Raw genomic sequence first — 15706 nt, forward strand, 5'->3', positions numbered from 1 at the left:
GTACGCAATCGTGTCGTTGCAATTTGACGCAATGACGCTCGTGAATGGGTATGGTTTCAAGCGTGAGCAGATGATGACGGATTAGTCCCCAGATGGGATGAGCAGGTCTTTGGGATCGGAGAGAGAGATGGGTTGAGAGCCTGCAACCTACATCCCATTCCCGTCCCGAGCCAAGAAGCGCGAGGCGACCGGACCTATGCGTCTATCTTTGGCGCACCCAGGCACACTTATTTGCGCTGACCACCGGCCCCCTCTGCTTTCTCCGCTATTTCCGGTCGTGTGTACCTGTTAGCCTTCGATGGATTTACTAAATCCATTTGTTTTCAATAAATAAGGAACCGTTAGAACTCTCGCTAACGTTGCTCCCCGATCCGAGTTCGATTACTGTATTCCAGACCTAAGAGGCTAACGGCAGTCCTCCTGGAAGGACGATGACTGATTTCGACTGGAAGCAGAATGGTAGAAACATTTTTGGGGGGAGCAGTCCGCGTGTGGGCTGTGGTCCTTCTATGCGGATCGCTTCTTTATCTCTCTGCGGTGGGGCAGCAGGCACGACCGGCGAAGGGTGGATCGGCCCTGTATCTTCAACCATCGGATGGGCGAAGGATCACGTCCCCGCCATCGTGGAGGCGTGGTATCCGGGGAGTTTGGCGGGCAGGCTTACGATTACTTTTCCCGCAGCGTGGGAGAGCTGCCGGCGTTCTATAACTCGGACCCGTCGCGGATGGAGAAGTAGGTCGATAGCGATGGGAAGCCGCTGTTCCCGTTCGGGTTTTGGCCTGAGCTATATGAGCTTCCGCTATGAGCACCTTGTGGCAGCGGCTCCGGCGGTCGGGAGGAAGGGAAACATTAAGGTGACTGTGGATGTTACGAATATGGGAGGCCGAAGGAGATGAGGTTGTCCAGATGTATGTCCACGAGAATGTCAGCAGCGTAGAGACGCCACGGAGGTCGCTGGCGGGATTTTCACGGATTCATCTGAAGCCCGGCGAGACGAAGAAGGTGACCTTCGATCTTCCGCGGGGCCAGCTTGCGGTGTGGAACGCAGAGCGGTGGGCCGTGGAGCCGGGAACGTATACGATTTGGGCGTGCGGAACTTCGCTGGCCTCGCTGAGCGCGCAGTTTGTCCTGAAGCCTTGAGAGGGAGAGACGGGGGGGAACAACATGCAGAAGGGATGGATGACGACATGCTTTGCCGGGGCGGCGCTGCTGGTGCTCCACGTGGCGCAGGCGGCCGAGCCGAAGGCTCCGGTGGATTATGTGCGGCCCAATATCGGGAGCATCGGACAACTGCTTACGCCGACGATCCCTTATGTGCAGTATCCGTATGGCATGGCGAGGCTGGCCCCAGTGACGACCCCCGGCATCACGGACCGTTATCTGGCCGACAAGATCTATGGCTTTCCCGCCGGCCCGGCGATGCTGATGGTCTCGACGGGGGCAGCGGATACACATGCGAAGAGCTACGCATCGGAGTTCGATCATGACTTCGAGACGGCCACTCCTTACTACTATGCGGTGAACCTCGATACGTGGAACGCGAAGGCGGAGCTGACGGCGGGGGAGAAGAGCGCGTACTACCGGTTCACGTTCCCGGCCGGACCGCACTCGCACGTTGTGTTGAGCCTTCGGGATAACGCGGAGATTACTATAGCGGGCGACCGCGTGGTGGGGGGAAGCGAGCGGATCCATGGATCGATCGCCAGCACTTCGGACGCGGGGGGACAAAACGCACATGGAGGGTCGGCCCGGAGCCCTGCGTCCCGGAGACGTTCGAGGATCGTAGAGTCCCCTGTACGCTTTCTCGTGTTTATTGACGACGCAACCAGCAGACTGATGCAGCTGCGCTTTTTGTGCCTAGCGAGAGCACAGAGAGCTACGTTGAAATATTGGACCCAGGAACAGCGCGTCATCCACACCGCTATCGTGGAAAACAAGCGCCTAGGCCATGCACTCTCTCCATCCTCAAAACGCAGCAGGATCTCAGAGGCGATTTGAAAGTTATGACCAATAGCGAAAAGATCCTCTATAAAAAGCGAAAAAACAGTTTTTGGTCCGGTCGGAACAACCAATGAGCTTGCCAACGGAGCGAACAGTCGTGGAACTGCAAACTGATGAAACGCGTGGAACGGAGGACGGAATCGGCGTCGGTTGAGCGTAACTTCTGGTTGCTGACAATCCACGAAGTCCTTTTGGGTCTCGAACCTCAGGCCAACCTAATATTTCAGGCATGCGTTTTGGCGCGCAGATTGCTTTACATAGTCTATGTAGCGCTCATGAGTGGATGATCCTGTGAACCCTAAACTCACATTAGCAATAAGCCATCATAAAGCTGGAACCTTTGTCCAAGCGGCCACGTTATACCGAGAACTTCTGGTTGCGGAACCACACAATGCTGACGCACTTCATCTTCTTGGCGTCCTGATGCATCAGATTGGACAGTCGAAGGTTGCGACTGAACTTATCGGCTACGCGATACAGATCAACTCCCAATATGCCCCCTACCATAACAACCTGGGCAATGCTCTCCACGCGATAGGAGATATAGCGGGCGCGAGGCGGAGCTTCGAACGATCCATCACTCTTGATTCCCGTACATCAAGCACCTATGTGAATCTGGGTAACCTTGAAAATTCGCAGGAAGACTGGGGCGCGGCGAAAAAAAACTTTCAAGCGGCACTTCGCTATTCTCCAGCAAGTTTCGACGCTCTCTTCGGGCTTGCTAATCTCATGATGGCGAAAGACGAGACTGCAGCGGCGATCAGATGGTACAAAAAAGCTGTCTCCGGTGAGCCCCACTCTATTGCCGCCCTCAATGCCCTTGGGAATGCTCTGCTCTCGTCTGGCGACCAAGAGGGCGCGAAGACCAACTATCTAGCTGCCGCAGAATGCGCTCCATCACATCCAGACGCGCATATCAATTTGGGCAATGTTTATATGGCACAACAGCAGTTCGATCTCGCCATTCGCTCCTATGAGCGAGCCGTTCATTGCGCGCCGTCAGACCGCGATGCAATCACGCTTCTGGGACTTGCTCATCTGAAAAGGGAGGACGCGGAGGAGGCTATGAATGCGTTTTCCCGTGCCCTACGTCTCGATCCTGGACATGCCCGTACTCACTTGTTTCTCGGTCATGCTCTCATCAAGGGTAAACATTTCCTGCAAAGTATTCAGTGTTTCGAGGAGACTATTCGCTTAGAGCCGACATGCGACGAAGCACACAATGGTTTAGGAGCCGCCTACGAAGGCCTTGGAGAATATATCAAAGCCTCGGCCGCATTTGCCGCTGCCCACTCCCTCCGGCCTAGCTCAGTGGACTATCTCGTGAATATTGGCCTCAATATATTGAGGAGAAAAGATAAAGGCGGGGTCGAATTCCTCGACAGAGCCATTAAGCTCGATCCAGACCATATCGATGCTCATGTGGCCCGCGCTGTGATTTTGTTAAGCGAGGGCGACTACGAACTTGGATGGCCCGAATTCGAATGGCGCTGGCGTTTGCCGGAGTTTTCAGCGCGCGTCCGGCCCTTTACTCAACCTTTGTGGGAAGGACAATCCCTGGACCGGCGAGTAATCCTTCTTCATGCCGAACAGGGTTATGGCGATACGATCCAATTTGTCCGCTATGTCAAGGATATCGTGCGGCTAGGAGGGGTAATTGTCCTCGAAGTCCAATCGCTCCTCTATCGTCTTCTAAAGCAAATCCCAGGAGTTCAGGCATGCCTTCGTCAAGGAATTGATCCCCTCCCTAATTTTGATTTGCACTGTCCCCTCATGTCACTCCCAAATGTGCTCGGCACCAGACTGGATTCGATTCCTCCTCCTGTAGAACTAACAGCAGTTGCAAAGGATGAAATCTTCCTGAAACCCTTTCAGCGACTCGAGGCGCTGAAAGTAGGAATCGTATGGGCAGGCAATCCAAAGCACACACGAGATACATTTCGCTCCATACCTTTTCAGATGCTTTTGCCGTTCCGTGAACTATCCGGAGTGACATTCGTTTCACTTCAGAAGGATGTTCCGAATTGCGACGTCATTGCAGCCTCAACCTTTCCCATGCAGCGCCCCCTGTTGTCTTGTGAAGATTTCCTGGATACCGCGAGAGTAATTGACACCTTGGATCTTGTCATCGGCGTGGATACCTCGGTGGCCCACCTTGCGGCCTCGATGGGTAAACCCGTGTGGCTTATGCTACCTGAATCTGCGGATTGGCGGTGGGGGCTAGAAGGTGAAGGGACACCATGGTATCCAACGATGCGGCTCTTCCGACAAACAGCCAAAGATGGATGGGCGGATCTTGTCAATCGTGTCCTCACAGACCTGGCAAAGATCTCGAGAACGCTACACCCGCCAGTCTAATCATCTCGAGCAGTCGCTCATTACTGCGTGAGCAGATGTTAACCATCGTGCCCTGCCTTCCCCCTATTGGGAAGTTGCAGGTTTTTTCAACACATCCTCAGCAGCGGCCTTGCTTCCACCAAATGCGTCCTACATTGAGAGCCCGCCAGGGCACACATCAACATGAAACAGGACGCAACCACCCCCAGCTGAATGGATGTGAGACCAAGTTCCGTTCGCAGCAGTGGGAAGATCGAAAAGATGGCCTGGCGATCCGCATAATTGAGAAAACAGACGATCCACAACAGTGCGACGAGAAACCCGGGATAAAAGCGTTGCATTTCAATCTCCGGTCGCAGACACTGCTCTGAATGGATTTGGACTGCTTGCACATGCTAATTTTCATATTGCACAACAGTCAAAATTTCTCCGATCGACTCATGCACAGACTGGATTGCCAATGATCAGCCGAAACAAACGTGTCTCTATCGCCGTGGTTCTTGGCATCGGCATCCTCGTTAACTATTTCGACCGGGTCAATCTATCCGTCGCTCACGACGCCCTGCAAAGTGCCTTCGGAATCTCCGACATCGTATTCGGATACCTGCTGGGAGCCTATAGCTGGACATACGCAATGATGCAATTGCCGAGCGGCTCCCTGCTCGATCGTTTCGGAGTTCGGCGCATCATGCTCGTATCGATCCTCTTGTGGGCAATTGCCTCCGGACTTGCAGCCGTGGCGCCTACGATTCTGTTTCTCTTCGCTGCACGGTTTCTGCTCGGTATTGGCGAAGCCCCTACCTTCCCTGCCTGCGCCAAGGCGATCGGCTTATGGTTCCCACCAAATGAGCGCGGAGTTCCGACGGCTACGTTTGATGCCGCAGCGAAACTCTCAATCGGGCTTGGCACTCCCATCCTGGGGCTTATTCTCCTCCGATTCGGAATGCGCGCTAACTTCGCCGCAACAGCGATTCTCAGCATCCTTTATGCACTTTTATTTGCCTTCACGTATCGCGATCCCGCAGTACGTCAGAACATCGATCCCGCGGAAAACAAAAATGCCGACACCGGGCGTCTGCGATTATCCGATCTCTTACGACAGCGAAAAATTTTAGGGGCTGCACTAGGTTCCGGCGCCTACAACTACTGTTTTTACCTGCTTTTGACTTGGATGCCTTTCTACCTCCAGAAAGGTCTCAAAATGACAAGTCGACAAGCAGTCTTGTGGTCCGCAGTGCCTTGGCTTGTGGCGGCATTTTTTGGGTTTGCCGTAGGTGGCATGCTGACAGACTCGCTCATTCGACGAGGCCACGATGCCGGCACAGTTCGCAAAACCATACTTCTTATAGGAACGGGCATGGGCCTTTTCGTTCTCGCTCCCGCCTTTCTACGCCAGCCTCAAATTGTCCTCGTATGCCTGAGCCTGGCACTCAGCGGGCTCGCGGCCGCGTCACCCATCCTATGGACTCTGCCTTCCCTTCTGGCGCCGCCAGCAAGCACGGGGCGCGTCGGAGCTATTATGAACCAGTCCAATCAGCTGGCTGCAATCGTGGCACCCGTGGCGACAGGCTACATCACCACCGGAACTCATTCCTTTGACGCCGCATTTTTTGTCGCAGGCATCATTCTTTTGATCGGCATTGCAAGCTACGTGTTCTTGCTTGGCCGGATCGAACAGATCCCCTTCGCTCTCGCTAAAGATCAATTGGCTGCATAGCGCTCGTCACAGCGCTGGCCGACGTTTTGGGGAGGGCGCGTGTTGCCCCTGTTGAGATCCCACCATCAACAAGCAGAGTTTGCCCTGTTACATATCTGCTCTCCTCAGATGCCAGAAATACGACAGGACCCTCCAGATCGTCAGGCCGTCCAGGTCGCTTAACTGGAATGCGATCGCAGAGATACTCAACCCATTCCTTGCTTTCATACATAATTTTGTTCTGTTCTGTTCTGAACCATCCTGGCGCGAGACAGTTTACTGTGATCCCATGAACTCCCCAATCATCCGCAAGACTCATCGTCAACTGGCGAATCCCTCCACGGCTCGCACCGTAAGGGCCGAGACCGGCGTATCCTGCCACAGAAGTCACAGAACCCACATTGATAATGCGTCCATAACCGCGCTTGATCATACCTTTCGCCACTGCTTGCGCCACGAAAAAAGATCCGCGCAGATTTGTGTCCAGGATCCGGTTCCAGTCCTCCCAGGAGACCTCTATGGCAGGCTTTCGAATGTTCATCCCCGCATTATTCACAAGGATGTCGATCGAACCGAATGCTGATTCGGCTTCTGCGACAGCTGAACGAATCGACTCTTCGCTGCAGACATCGAGCGCCACCGAGACACAACGGCGACCTAGCTCGGTAATCTCTCTCTCGAACTCTGCTAAGGCGCTCTGCTGGCGACTTGTCAGAATTAGATCGGCGCCAGCGCGAGCAAGCGCGCGAGCAAAATGCTGGCCGAGCCCCCGGCTCGTCCCCGTCACCATAGCAACCCTGCCGCTAAGATTGAAAAACGGGAAGGATGGCGGCTGCGTGGAATTCGCTAATTCTTCTCTCACTAGTCTCCATTCCCCACATTCGGAGTAAGAATGACCTTGATCAAATTTGCTTCCTTTCGGTAAAGCCGCTCAAATGCTGCTGCTCCGTTGGAGAGTGGTTCGACTGCGGATATCAGCGAGCTCACATCGATCTGTTTCGAGGCCAGAAGCTCGATAGCCCGAGGATATTCTCCCGCAGAGGCTGCCGATCCCTGCAGTCTGATTTGTCTCGTCACTACTGCTTGCAGCGGCAACTCGACATTAGGATCGATATTTCCAACCAGGGTAACGGTCCCGCCTTTGCGTACCGCATTGATCGCCGTTTTCACAGTCGCTCCGAAGCCGACTGCCTCGAAGACATGATCGACTCCCTGCGCATAATGCTGAAATACGATCCCCGAGACATCTGAGTTTGTGTCATCAGTACCCAGATGGATCGGGGTATGCGCACCCACCTTTCCAGCGGCGTCAACTCTGCTCTTATCCGGATCCACCACAAAGATGTGTGAAGCGCCCTCTACGCGTAACGCCTGCACAATCAATGTTCCGATCATTCCGGCACCAAGTACCAGCGCTGTTTCTCCGCGTCGGAACTTCGATATAGAAACCGCATGCAGCGCAACGGAAACAGCTTCGATCATTGCAGCCTCGGTAAACGATAACTCCGAAGGCAAACGATGAAGTACCCTGGCAGGAATTGCCAGGTACTCTGCAAATGCGCCGTTCCGACGATAGTCCTTGCAGGAGACACCAAACACCTGGCGGTTGTCACATAGGTTGATCTCGCCGCGACGACAATATGGGCAGCTTCCACAATAGAGAGTCGAATCGAAGGTAACCCGTTCTCCAACCCCCCAATCTGTGACCCCTGAGCCCACCTTTGCGATCACGCCTGCCGCTTCGTGTCCCATGATGAGGGGCGGTATCCGCCGCCCGGAGGAGCCGTCATAGCCATGGACATCGCTTCCACAAATGCCACATGCTTCAACCTGAAGCAATATCTCATCAGGCGCTAACTCAGGCAATGGCGCTTCGACCAGTTCGAGCTCTCGATACTCCGATAACAATAAGGCTTTCATGGCTATCACTTTACACGAATGCACGCCATCGTTGTCCTGTTGTCTCCTGCCAACAATTCACTGTCACCTTGTTGCGATATTGTCATCGAAATGTCGCGACTTTGCGTAATCCCTGGCCCCCAAAGAGTTTGACATTGCCGAGATAGATGCGTGACAATTCGCGCCCTTCGGCTTCCTATACTCAGCCCTGTATTGAGTTGAAAGTATCAATCAGTAGACGATCACGGCTGTATCTATTGGAGGAATCTTCGTGCGACGGCGATATCGCAAAAGAGATCGATGGCCTCTGGCCCTGATGGGAATCCTGGTCACACTTACCTGCCGCCTGAACGCGCAGAGTGTACCGCCCACGCAAGACCTTGAATCCCACGCAGGACATGTTCCGGTGATCTCAGGAGGAGCGGCTTACATACACAATGTGAACGGTGGGGTGACTTCACTTATCCCTCAAATCAACCCAGTCCTTCTGGTGCCCTTTGGATCACATGTGCTGCTGCAATCGCGTACCGACTTCACAGGTTTCTTTCAGCGGGAGAATCAAACGTCCGGCCCATTTAAGGGGAAGGTGTTCAAAACCGTTGACTACGCGCAGCTTGACTGGTTCGCAAATACCCACATCATGGTCAGCGCCGGTAAGTATCTGCTTCCGTTCGGGATGTACAACGAACGTCTCGTGCCTATATGGATTCGTAATCTGGCTGATTCCCCGATTACGGCTTCAATAGGTACCCGCAATAGCGGCGCCGGTGACGGGTTCATGTTGCGGGGCGTTGCGACTCAGCATCAGTCGTTCTCTATCCAGTACTCCGCCTACTTCTCTGCACGCAGCGACATCAATCAACTCGAGGCAGCGCGAACAGCAGGCGGCGATACAAGCATCTTTCTCAACGGTCCCCGGCTTGAGGTAGGCGTCTCTTACCAGCGCTTCCTGCAACAACGCAATATCAATAGCGTTGCTACCTATATCTCATGGCAACCGCGCACAGTCCCACTGGATCTGAAAGCTGAAGGAGATTTCAGCTACAACGGTCGAGGTTATTGGATAGAAAGTGCGTACCGACCTCAACAGCTGCCCATCCCGGTCATAACACGCAAGCTTCAGCTTGTGGGTCGTATGCAACAATTCTTTCCCTTGCATGGCGGCGGTAATAGCTTGCCGACTGTGGATACAAACAGAGTTGACTTCGGGCTCAACTATTACTTTCGCGATGACATTCGCATCGTCTCCAGCTACGGGCGCAGCTTCAGCCCTCAGGGTAACGCCAACGTTTGGAACATAGGTGCAACCTACAGATTTCTGTTTCCACTCTGGCCAGCGAGGAAGAAATGAATCGTCGATTCTTGAGCGTCATGCTTTGCTCGTGGGTGCTGCTTATCGTCTCAATCGCATTAGCGGCACAGGAGCAAAAAACGGACAAACCCACCGCAACCGTACAGCAGCAGACTCGTCCACTTAAAACCGGCGAACAGGTCTACAACGATAACTGCGTTCGCTGTCATACACCGCCAATGGTCCTTTCGCCCCGCATTACCGGAACCATCGTTATGCACATGCGTTCGCGTGCCCGTCTTTCTCGTAAAGACGAAGAGCTTCTCCTCAAATTCTTCGCACCATAGCACCCGCAATTCGCCCTTATCTAGACCATATTGGAGGATGTTCGAGTGAACCTGATTTCCCGCACTCTGACTGCATTACTACTCATCACGATGCAGGCGGCACCTGCGATCCGGGCACAGCAACCGGACCGCACAATTGAGATTCACGCCCACAGGTTCAGCTTCGAACCTTCTGAAATAACACTGAAACAAGACGAAGTCGTTCAACTACGGCTGGTCTCTGACGATGTCACCCATGCCCTCCTCGTTCCGGGCCTCAATATCAACCAGGAGATCAAGAAGGGCAAACCTACTGACATCATTGTGAAGCCCACCACTGCTGGCGACTTTCGCGGACAATGCGGTCGCTTTTGTGGAGGCGGGCATGGCTCCATGCTCTTTGTGGTTCATGTAAAGGAGTAGCTCATGCGGGGGAAACCCATTACAATCGCTGGCACGATGATCTCGATCGCTCTTACCGCATGTCGCGCCACGCCGCCAACCCACGTCGAAACGACCGTGATCGATTGGACAAAACACAACATTACCGTAAGGGGAAAAACCGATCGAAATCCGATTCCAGCAACACCGGAAAAGATAGAGAGCGGAAAACAGACCTTTGGCTTTTACTGCGTCGTCTGTCACGGGCGAGACGGACAGAACACCGGCGTTCCCTTCGCAAAGGCGCTCTCTCCACCTATTCCCTCGCTGGCATCTTCCGAGATCCAGAGTTACACCGACGGTCAACTCAAATGGGTCATCGAGAACGGTATAGCACCGTCGGGAATGCCGGCATCCAAAGGCATTCTGAGCGAAGACGACATGTGGACCATCGTCCTTTTCCTTCGCCATCTTCCGCCCGCCGGCAGTCTCGGTGAGCCTCGCGCCTACACAGGCGATGAATATGAAAAATAAACGGAGCGATCGATGACGACGGTAGCACACCCGGTAAATACAAGCTCATTAGCGCCCTCGCCTGCAGATTCGTTTCTGTCAAATATAGTGCTACCACATCGGTCAACTTATTTCCCTCTCGGCTTTCCCCTCGAAGTGATGACGAATTTTCCGGAGGTCCTCGCAGCCTCGGCGAAGAGTTGGAATGTGTTCCAGCACCGATTCGATATGGCCCCGCTTCAACTGAAGCTTTCCGTTACCTCAAACCCCAATAAAGTTTCTACTCTTCCCGAGGCTCCTCTTTGTAGAGCTCAAGACCATCTCCTTACCCATATCGCCGACCAATACAACTTCGTCAGTTGCGATCTGAACACTGGTTTGGCATTTGGCTGGATAACGGAACAGACGGCCCAATCAAGCCTTTACCTGCGTTATCACATTCTTGAGGCCGCCGCCCTATCCATGTTGGCAGCCTGTAGAGTTACCGCTCTTCACGCGGCATGCGTCAGTATCAATGGATCTGGCATGCTTCTTTGCGGAGACTCCGGAGCCGGAAAGTCTTCTCTCGCCTTTGCGGGAGCAAAATCAGGCTGGACATTTACCAGTGACGATGCCAGCTACCTGTTACAGAACCGTACTCACAATGTAGTAGTAGGAAACTGTTATCAGTTCCGCCTACGTGATTCAGGAGCACAGCTCTTCCCCGAACTCCATGGGCGTCCGATCACACCTCGTGCCATAGGAAAACCATCAATCGAGATTCCCGCCCAGGAGCTTTCCGGAATAACTACAGCAGAGTCAACGACCGTAAAGGCCATCATCTTTCTCAATCGCAGCCCGACAGCAAAACCAGAGTTGCTTCCATTTCCGAAAGAAAGCGCTCGCTCCTGGCTTCATCAAGGTCCATTCCCTCACACGGCCTCGAACCGTCAACAGCTTGCCGCGATCGACGGTTTGCTTAAGCTACCGGTCTATGAACTGCGATACACCCGGCTCGAGCACGCTATCGATCGACTCAATCAGCTCGCACAGATCGGAACCTAGCCATGGAGATGCGAACGCTGAATATTCCTCCTCACGTCGCGGCACTGCTGGATGCCTTGCAACTGCAGGAGCGTAAGATGCAGCCTCTTCGTGAGCTGGAGGAGGATCAGTGGCGCGACCTTCTCGAATTTTGTGATACATCCCACCTTACTCTCTCTCTCGCGCAGCTTCCCAGGGTGGAGATGCCGCAATGGGTCGCCGAGCGACTCGAATGTAATCTGGCGGACAACGCCGTGCGGTATAAGAAAATACAATCGGTTTACCTTGAGGCTGCCACCGCGCTCCATCATGCGGGAGTGGAACACATCGTAATCAAGGGATTTACTCAGTCGCCCGATTACGTTGTCAGGCCCGAATACAGGTCCCAGTCCGATCTCGATCTCTACTGCCCGCCCATTCAGATTGCAACGGCAAGTGCCGCTCTGAAACAGATCGGTTATACCTCTGACGAAAGCTTGAGCATTGCTGCTGCCGATCACGAGTACGCCCTCGTGCGTCCGGGCAGCTGGCACTGGAAGGGAAATTTCTACGATCCAGATATCCCCATAGGCATCGAGCTCCATTTCTGCCTTTGGAATCCGCGCGTCTCCAGAATTGATCTGCCGGAGACCGAAGCTTTCTGGGAGCGACGCGTGGTACGCCAGCTGGATGGGTTCTCTTTTCCCAGCCTCAGCAGCGAGGATCACTTAGGCTATCTCGCTCTTCACATCCTCAGGAATCTTTTCCTCCGCGATTGGATCGTCCATCACGTCTACGAACTTGCGGCCTTCCTGCACTCGCATGCAGACGATGATGCCTTCTGGTGTAGCTGGAACACTTTGCATTCGCCTGCGCTTCGATCGTTGGAATTGATCGCCTTCTACCATGCGCGGGCGTGGTTCCGGTGTCGGCTTCATCCATCGGTCGAACAAGAGCTCAATCATCTGCCTTTCGCGCAGCTAACTTGGCTCGAACGCTTCTCGGGTTCCGCGCTCGAGAATATGTTTCATCAGAACAAAGATTCCCTATGGCTTCATCTCAGCCTGCTCATCTCCCGCAGAGAGAAATGGAAGATATTCAAGAGAACTCTGGTTCCTCCGCGCATCGCGTCGCCTCACGCCAAAGTTGTCCGAGTACGGAATAAGCGGTTCGTTGCTTCGACCGCCTCCCAGTTTTGCCAATACCTTAATTACCTCGTCGCACGCTCTGTCTCTCATGGTGCTGCAAGCATTGCTACTCTCTCCCGTGGTCTCGCGTGGAAGATCTCCCGACACCGCTTATCCTCGACCTATCGGCTTTTCCTGTTGGCGTCTTTCTTCTTTTGACCGTTGGCCCATGATTGCCTTGATCGCTTTATTCATTGCAACGCATTTTGCGAATCTGCGGTCGTCGCCCAGTCTAATGGAATCCCCTGCTGTAGCCGGATAGCCCTAACATGCAGCTGCATGTTTCTGGCCTCTAGAAGCCTCCGCTCCTCAGTCAGCAATCATGTCCAACTACAAAAAATAGGCTGGGCCGCGCAACATGCGGAACCCAGCCTCTCTGTTATTCGGCTATATAGGGAGTCAGTCTAGTGATTGCCGCCCTGCGGTGATCCGCCCTGTGGTGATCCGCCGCCCCCGGGGCCGCCACGACGTCCACTACGGCGCCGCCTGCTTCCAGGACGACGTTGACCTGAGGGACTCCCTTGTTCTCCCTGACGCGGCGCTCCCTGCGGAACTGCATCGGAGACATTGAGATTGGCCTCACCATCGCCCTCATCCTCACCGTCTTCGAAATCGTCCTCATCATCGGGGCTGACAGGCTCTTCGAGAGCCGCCTGTTCACTTCGCCCATGTCCCTCTGCTCCTCCGTTCGGGGCAGCAGGCTCAGGCAATCCGAGTTTGGCTCGCTGCTCCCGCAGTACAGCCTTCCGCGAAAGCTTTATGCGATTTCCCTCGATGGCGAGAACCTTCACAAGAATCTGATCTCCGTCGCGCAGCTCATCCTTCACGTCCTTTACGCGATGCTCTGCGATCTCGGAGACGTGCAGCAGGCCGTCCGTTCCTGGGAATATCTCGACAAACGCGCCGAACTCAGCCAAACGGACCACCTTGCCCAGGTATGTCTTGCCAACTTCAGGCACGGCAGTCAGATCGCTAATCATCTGGATGGCACGCTCCAGTCCATCGGCATCGCTCGATGCTACATTCACGCGACCCGAATCATCGACGTCGATCTTCACTCCGGTTGCCTCGATGATTCCGCGAATCACCTTGCCTCCCGGTCCGATCAGGTCACGAATCTTGTCCGTTGGAATCTGCATCGTGTGGATGCGAGGTGCGAACTTGGACTTCTCCTGGTTGGCGCCGGCGATGACTCCGTCCATCTTGTCCAGCAGGAAGAGGCGGCCGCGACGCGCCTGTTCCAGGGCCTCACGCATAATCTGCGGCGTGATTCCCATAATTTTGATGTCCATCTGTAGCGCCGTAATGCCGTTGCGGGTTCCGGCCACCTTGAAGTCCATATCGCCATAGTGATCCTCGGCGCCGGCAATATCCGTCAGAACGGCATACTTGTCGCCTTCCTTTACCAGGCCCATCGCCACCCCAGCCACTGATCCCTTCAGCGGGATACCAGCCTGCATCAGCGAAAGCGACGCACCGCAGACCGTTGCCATTGAAGAAGACCCGTTGGACTCGAGAATGTCCGAGACCACGCGCAATGTGTAAGGCGACTGCTCCTCGTTCGGCAACACCGCCTCGATCGCGCGCGAAGCCAGCGCACCGTGACCGATCTCGCGGCGGCCGACGCCTGTCATCCTGCCTACCTCACCCACAGAAAACGGAGGGAAGTTGTAGTGCAGCATGAAGCGCTTCTTGATCTCGCCTTCGTAGCTCTCCAGTCGCTGCGCGTCGTCCGTCGTTCCCAGCGTCGCCGAAACCAGTGCCTGCGTCTCGCCGCGCGTAAACAGCGCCGAGCCATGAACTCGGGGAAGAACGCCGACCTCAATCGAGATCTCGCGGATCTCATCGAACGCGCGATGATCGGGACGAATCCGGTCGTTCAGCACCTGCTCGCGGAAGATGTTCTCGCGCAGCAGTTCGTAATATTTGCTCAGCTTCTTGGCCGCGTCAGCATCGCCTTCGGGGAGCTCCCGCTTCAGCTCGTCCTTCAGCTCCTTGACCTTGGCATAGCTGTCGAACTTCGGGTACTTCTTCGTATCGAGCGCATCCGCAAGACGGGCACCGATCTTCGCCTTCAAGGCGCTCAGATATTCGCTGTCGACCTCGACTGCGGTAACCGGACGCTTCTGCTTGCCCGCGCGCGATACCAGGTCCTCAATCGCAGCGCAGATCTTCTTGATCTCGCCATGCGCAAACTCGATCGCATCCACAACGCGCTCTTCCGGAATCTCCTTCGCGCCGGACTCGATCATCACGATGCCGTCCTTGGTGCCGACGACCATGATGTTCAGCGTGCTCTTCTCACGCTCGGCATAAGTCGGGTTCACAATGAACTGGTCGTCGACGATTCCGATGCGGACTGCGCCCACCGGGCCGTGAAATGGAACGTCGCTCAGCGCAAGCGCACAGCTCGCGCCATTGATCCCAAGCACATCCGTATCATTTTCCTTATCCGCGGAGTAGACGAATGCAACTACCTGCGTCTCGTTGCGGAAGGCTTCAGGAAACAACGGGCGAATCGGACGATCGATCTGACGGCTGGTCAGGATCTCCTTCTCGCTCGGACGTCCTTCGCGCTTGATGAACCCACCTGGAATGCGTCCACCGGCATACGTAAACTCACGGTATTCCACCGTCAACGGGAAGAAGTCGATGCCTTCTTTCGGATCGGGAGCGGCGACAGCAGTCGCCAGCACCACGTTATCTCCGCTCGACGTCAGCGCGGCGCCGGAGGCCTGCTTGGCCATGCGTCCCGTCTCAAATTTGATTTGCTTGCCGCCGGCAAGCTCTACAATCACGTCCTGCTTCATAGTCTGTCTCTCTTTTCTCTCGTCTATCAATCGTTGGGACTTGGTTTCGCGTCATTCCGCTTCCGCGGGCGCGAAAAAGCGCAGCTCACCGGCGGTTTTCTATGCCGTCAGCGGGCTGCACTTTCTGTGATGATTCAGGGGATGGTTCCGCCCGGCTGGCTCGAATCGTCCAGCTTTCATGGCAATTGAATCGCTTGCCACGAGTGTCATCCTTACCGGCTCCCGCCGCAAGAGCCTCTAGGCTCCTGCACGAAACGTGCCGC

The 15706-nt window shown here is 54.8% G+C and carries 13 protein-coding genes; 10 read left to right on the forward strand and 3 right to left on the reverse strand.

Going from position 1 to position 15706, the window contains the following annotated elements:
• Positions 1 to 864 precede the first annotated feature (864 nt).
• The 4 genes from BDD14_RS03695 to BDD14_RS03710 all read left to right on the forward strand — a co-directional run bounded on the left by BDD14_RS03695 (position 865) and on the right by BDD14_RS03710 (position 6055).
• A complete protein-coding gene (locus tag BDD14_RS03695; RefSeq protein WP_130417618.1) occupies positions 865 to 1140 on the forward strand; it encodes a fibronectin type III-like domain-contianing protein in 276 nt (91 codons plus the stop codon).
• A gap of 39 nt (positions 1141 to 1179) precedes the next feature.
• The gene (locus tag BDD14_RS03700; RefSeq protein ID WP_165419918.1) at positions 1180 to 1998 is read left to right on the forward strand and encodes a hypothetical protein; all 819 of its coding nucleotides are present in this window, start codon (positions 1180 to 1182) and stop codon (positions 1996 to 1998) included.
• Positions 1999 to 2292: 294 nt separating this feature from the next.
• Positions 2293 to 4359: a tetratricopeptide repeat protein gene (locus BDD14_RS03705; RefSeq protein WP_130417620.1), complete on the forward strand. Its 2067-nt coding sequence runs from the start codon at positions 2293 to 2295 to the stop codon at positions 4357 to 4359.
• Between the two features lie 439 nt (positions 4360 to 4798).
• Entirely contained in the window at positions 4799 to 6055 is a 1257-nt protein-coding gene (locus BDD14_RS03710; RefSeq protein ID WP_130417621.1) for an MFS transporter, read from the forward strand.
• Here the strand turns inward: BDD14_RS03710 and BDD14_RS03715 are convergent.
• Together BDD14_RS03715 and BDD14_RS03720 are read right to left on the reverse strand one after the other, a co-directional pair.
• Positions 6033 to 6896 (reverse strand): SDR family NAD(P)-dependent oxidoreductase, encoded by an 864-nt coding sequence (locus BDD14_RS03715; protein WP_278045467.1) that lies wholly within the window; start codon positions 6894 to 6896, stop codon positions 6033 to 6035. The genes BDD14_RS03710 and BDD14_RS03715 overlap by 23 nt on opposite strands.
• Complete coding sequence (locus tag BDD14_RS03720; protein WP_130417622.1) at positions 6896 to 7954, reverse strand: zinc-dependent alcohol dehydrogenase; 1059 nt, start codon at positions 7952 to 7954, stop codon at positions 6896 to 6898. Before BDD14_RS03720 ends, BDD14_RS03715 begins: the two co-directional genes overlap by 1 nt.
• Positions 7955 to 8204: 250 nt before the next feature.
• Between BDD14_RS03720 and BDD14_RS03725 the strand changes: the two genes are divergently transcribed.
• The 6 genes from BDD14_RS03725 (at position 8205) to BDD14_RS03750 (ending at position 12792) form a co-directional block, all read left to right on the forward strand.
• A complete protein-coding gene (locus BDD14_RS03725; RefSeq protein WP_130417623.1) occupies positions 8205 to 9284 on the forward strand; it encodes a hypothetical protein in 1080 nt (359 codons plus the stop codon).
• Entirely contained in the window at positions 9281 to 9571 is a 291-nt protein-coding gene (locus BDD14_RS03730) for a c-type cytochrome (RefSeq protein ID WP_130417624.1), read from the forward strand. Before BDD14_RS03725 ends, BDD14_RS03730 begins: the two co-directional genes overlap by 4 nt.
• 45 nt (positions 9572 to 9616) lie before the next feature.
• Positions 9617 to 9973 (forward strand): cupredoxin domain-containing protein, encoded by a 357-nt coding sequence (locus BDD14_RS03735; protein ID WP_130417625.1) that lies wholly within the window; start codon positions 9617 to 9619, stop codon positions 9971 to 9973.
• Between the two features lie 3 nt (positions 9974 to 9976).
• Positions 9977 to 10465: a c-type cytochrome gene (locus tag BDD14_RS03740; protein WP_130417626.1), complete on the forward strand. Its 489-nt coding sequence runs from the start codon at positions 9977 to 9979 to the stop codon at positions 10463 to 10465.
• A gap of 138 nt (positions 10466 to 10603) precedes the next feature.
• Positions 10604 to 11488, forward strand: a complete 885-nt coding sequence (locus BDD14_RS03745) for an HPr kinase/phosphorylase (protein ID WP_165419919.1) — start codon at positions 10604 to 10606, stop codon at positions 11486 to 11488.
• A gap of 2 nt (positions 11489 to 11490) precedes the next feature.
• Positions 11491 to 12792, forward strand: coding sequence for a nucleotidyltransferase family protein (locus BDD14_RS03750; RefSeq protein WP_130417628.1), 1302 nt, complete (start codon positions 11491 to 11493; stop codon positions 12790 to 12792).
• Positions 12793 to 13037: 245 nt separating this feature from the next.
• Here the strand turns inward: BDD14_RS03750 and pnp are convergent, their stop codons facing one another.
• Entirely contained in the window at positions 13038 to 15443 is a 2406-nt protein-coding gene (pnp, locus tag BDD14_RS03755; RefSeq protein ID WP_130417629.1) for a polyribonucleotide nucleotidyltransferase, read from the reverse strand.
• Positions 15444 to 15706 lie beyond the last annotated feature (263 nt).

This window comes from Edaphobacter modestus, from assembly GCF_004217555.1.
Lineage (GTDB): Bacteria > Acidobacteriota > Terriglobia > Terriglobales > Acidobacteriaceae > Edaphobacter > Edaphobacter modestus.

Coding starts and splice junctions, on each gene's coding strand:
- BDD14_RS03695 (WP_130417618.1), top strand. CDS start 865: ATGTTACGAATATGGGAGGCCGAAGGAGATGAGGTTGTCCAGATGTAT.
- BDD14_RS03700 (WP_165419918.1), top strand. CDS start 1,180: ATGACGACATGCTTTGCCGGGGCGGCGCTGCTGGTGCTCCACGTGGCG.
- BDD14_RS03710 (WP_130417621.1), top strand. CDS start 4,799: ATGATCAGCCGAAACAAACGTGTCTCTATCGCCGTGGTTCTTGGCATC.
- BDD14_RS03720 (WP_130417622.1), bottom strand. CDS start 7,954: ATGAAAGCCTTATTGTTATCGGAGTATCGAGAGCTCGAACTGGTCGAA.
- BDD14_RS03730 (WP_130417624.1), top strand. CDS start 9,281: ATGAATCGTCGATTCTTGAGCGTCATGCTTTGCTCGTGGGTGCTGCTT.
- BDD14_RS03740 (WP_130417626.1), top strand. CDS start 9,977: ATGCGGGGGAAACCCATTACAATCGCTGGCACGATGATCTCGATCGCT.
- BDD14_RS03745 (WP_165419919.1), top strand. CDS start 10,604: ATGACGAATTTTCCGGAGGTCCTCGCAGCCTCGGCGAAGAGTTGGAAT.
- BDD14_RS03750 (WP_130417628.1), top strand. CDS start 11,491: ATGGAGATGCGAACGCTGAATATTCCTCCTCACGTCGCGGCACTGCTG.
- pnp (WP_130417629.1), bottom strand. CDS start 15,443: ATGAAGCAGGACGTGATTGTAGAGCTTGCCGGCGGCAAGCAAATCAAA.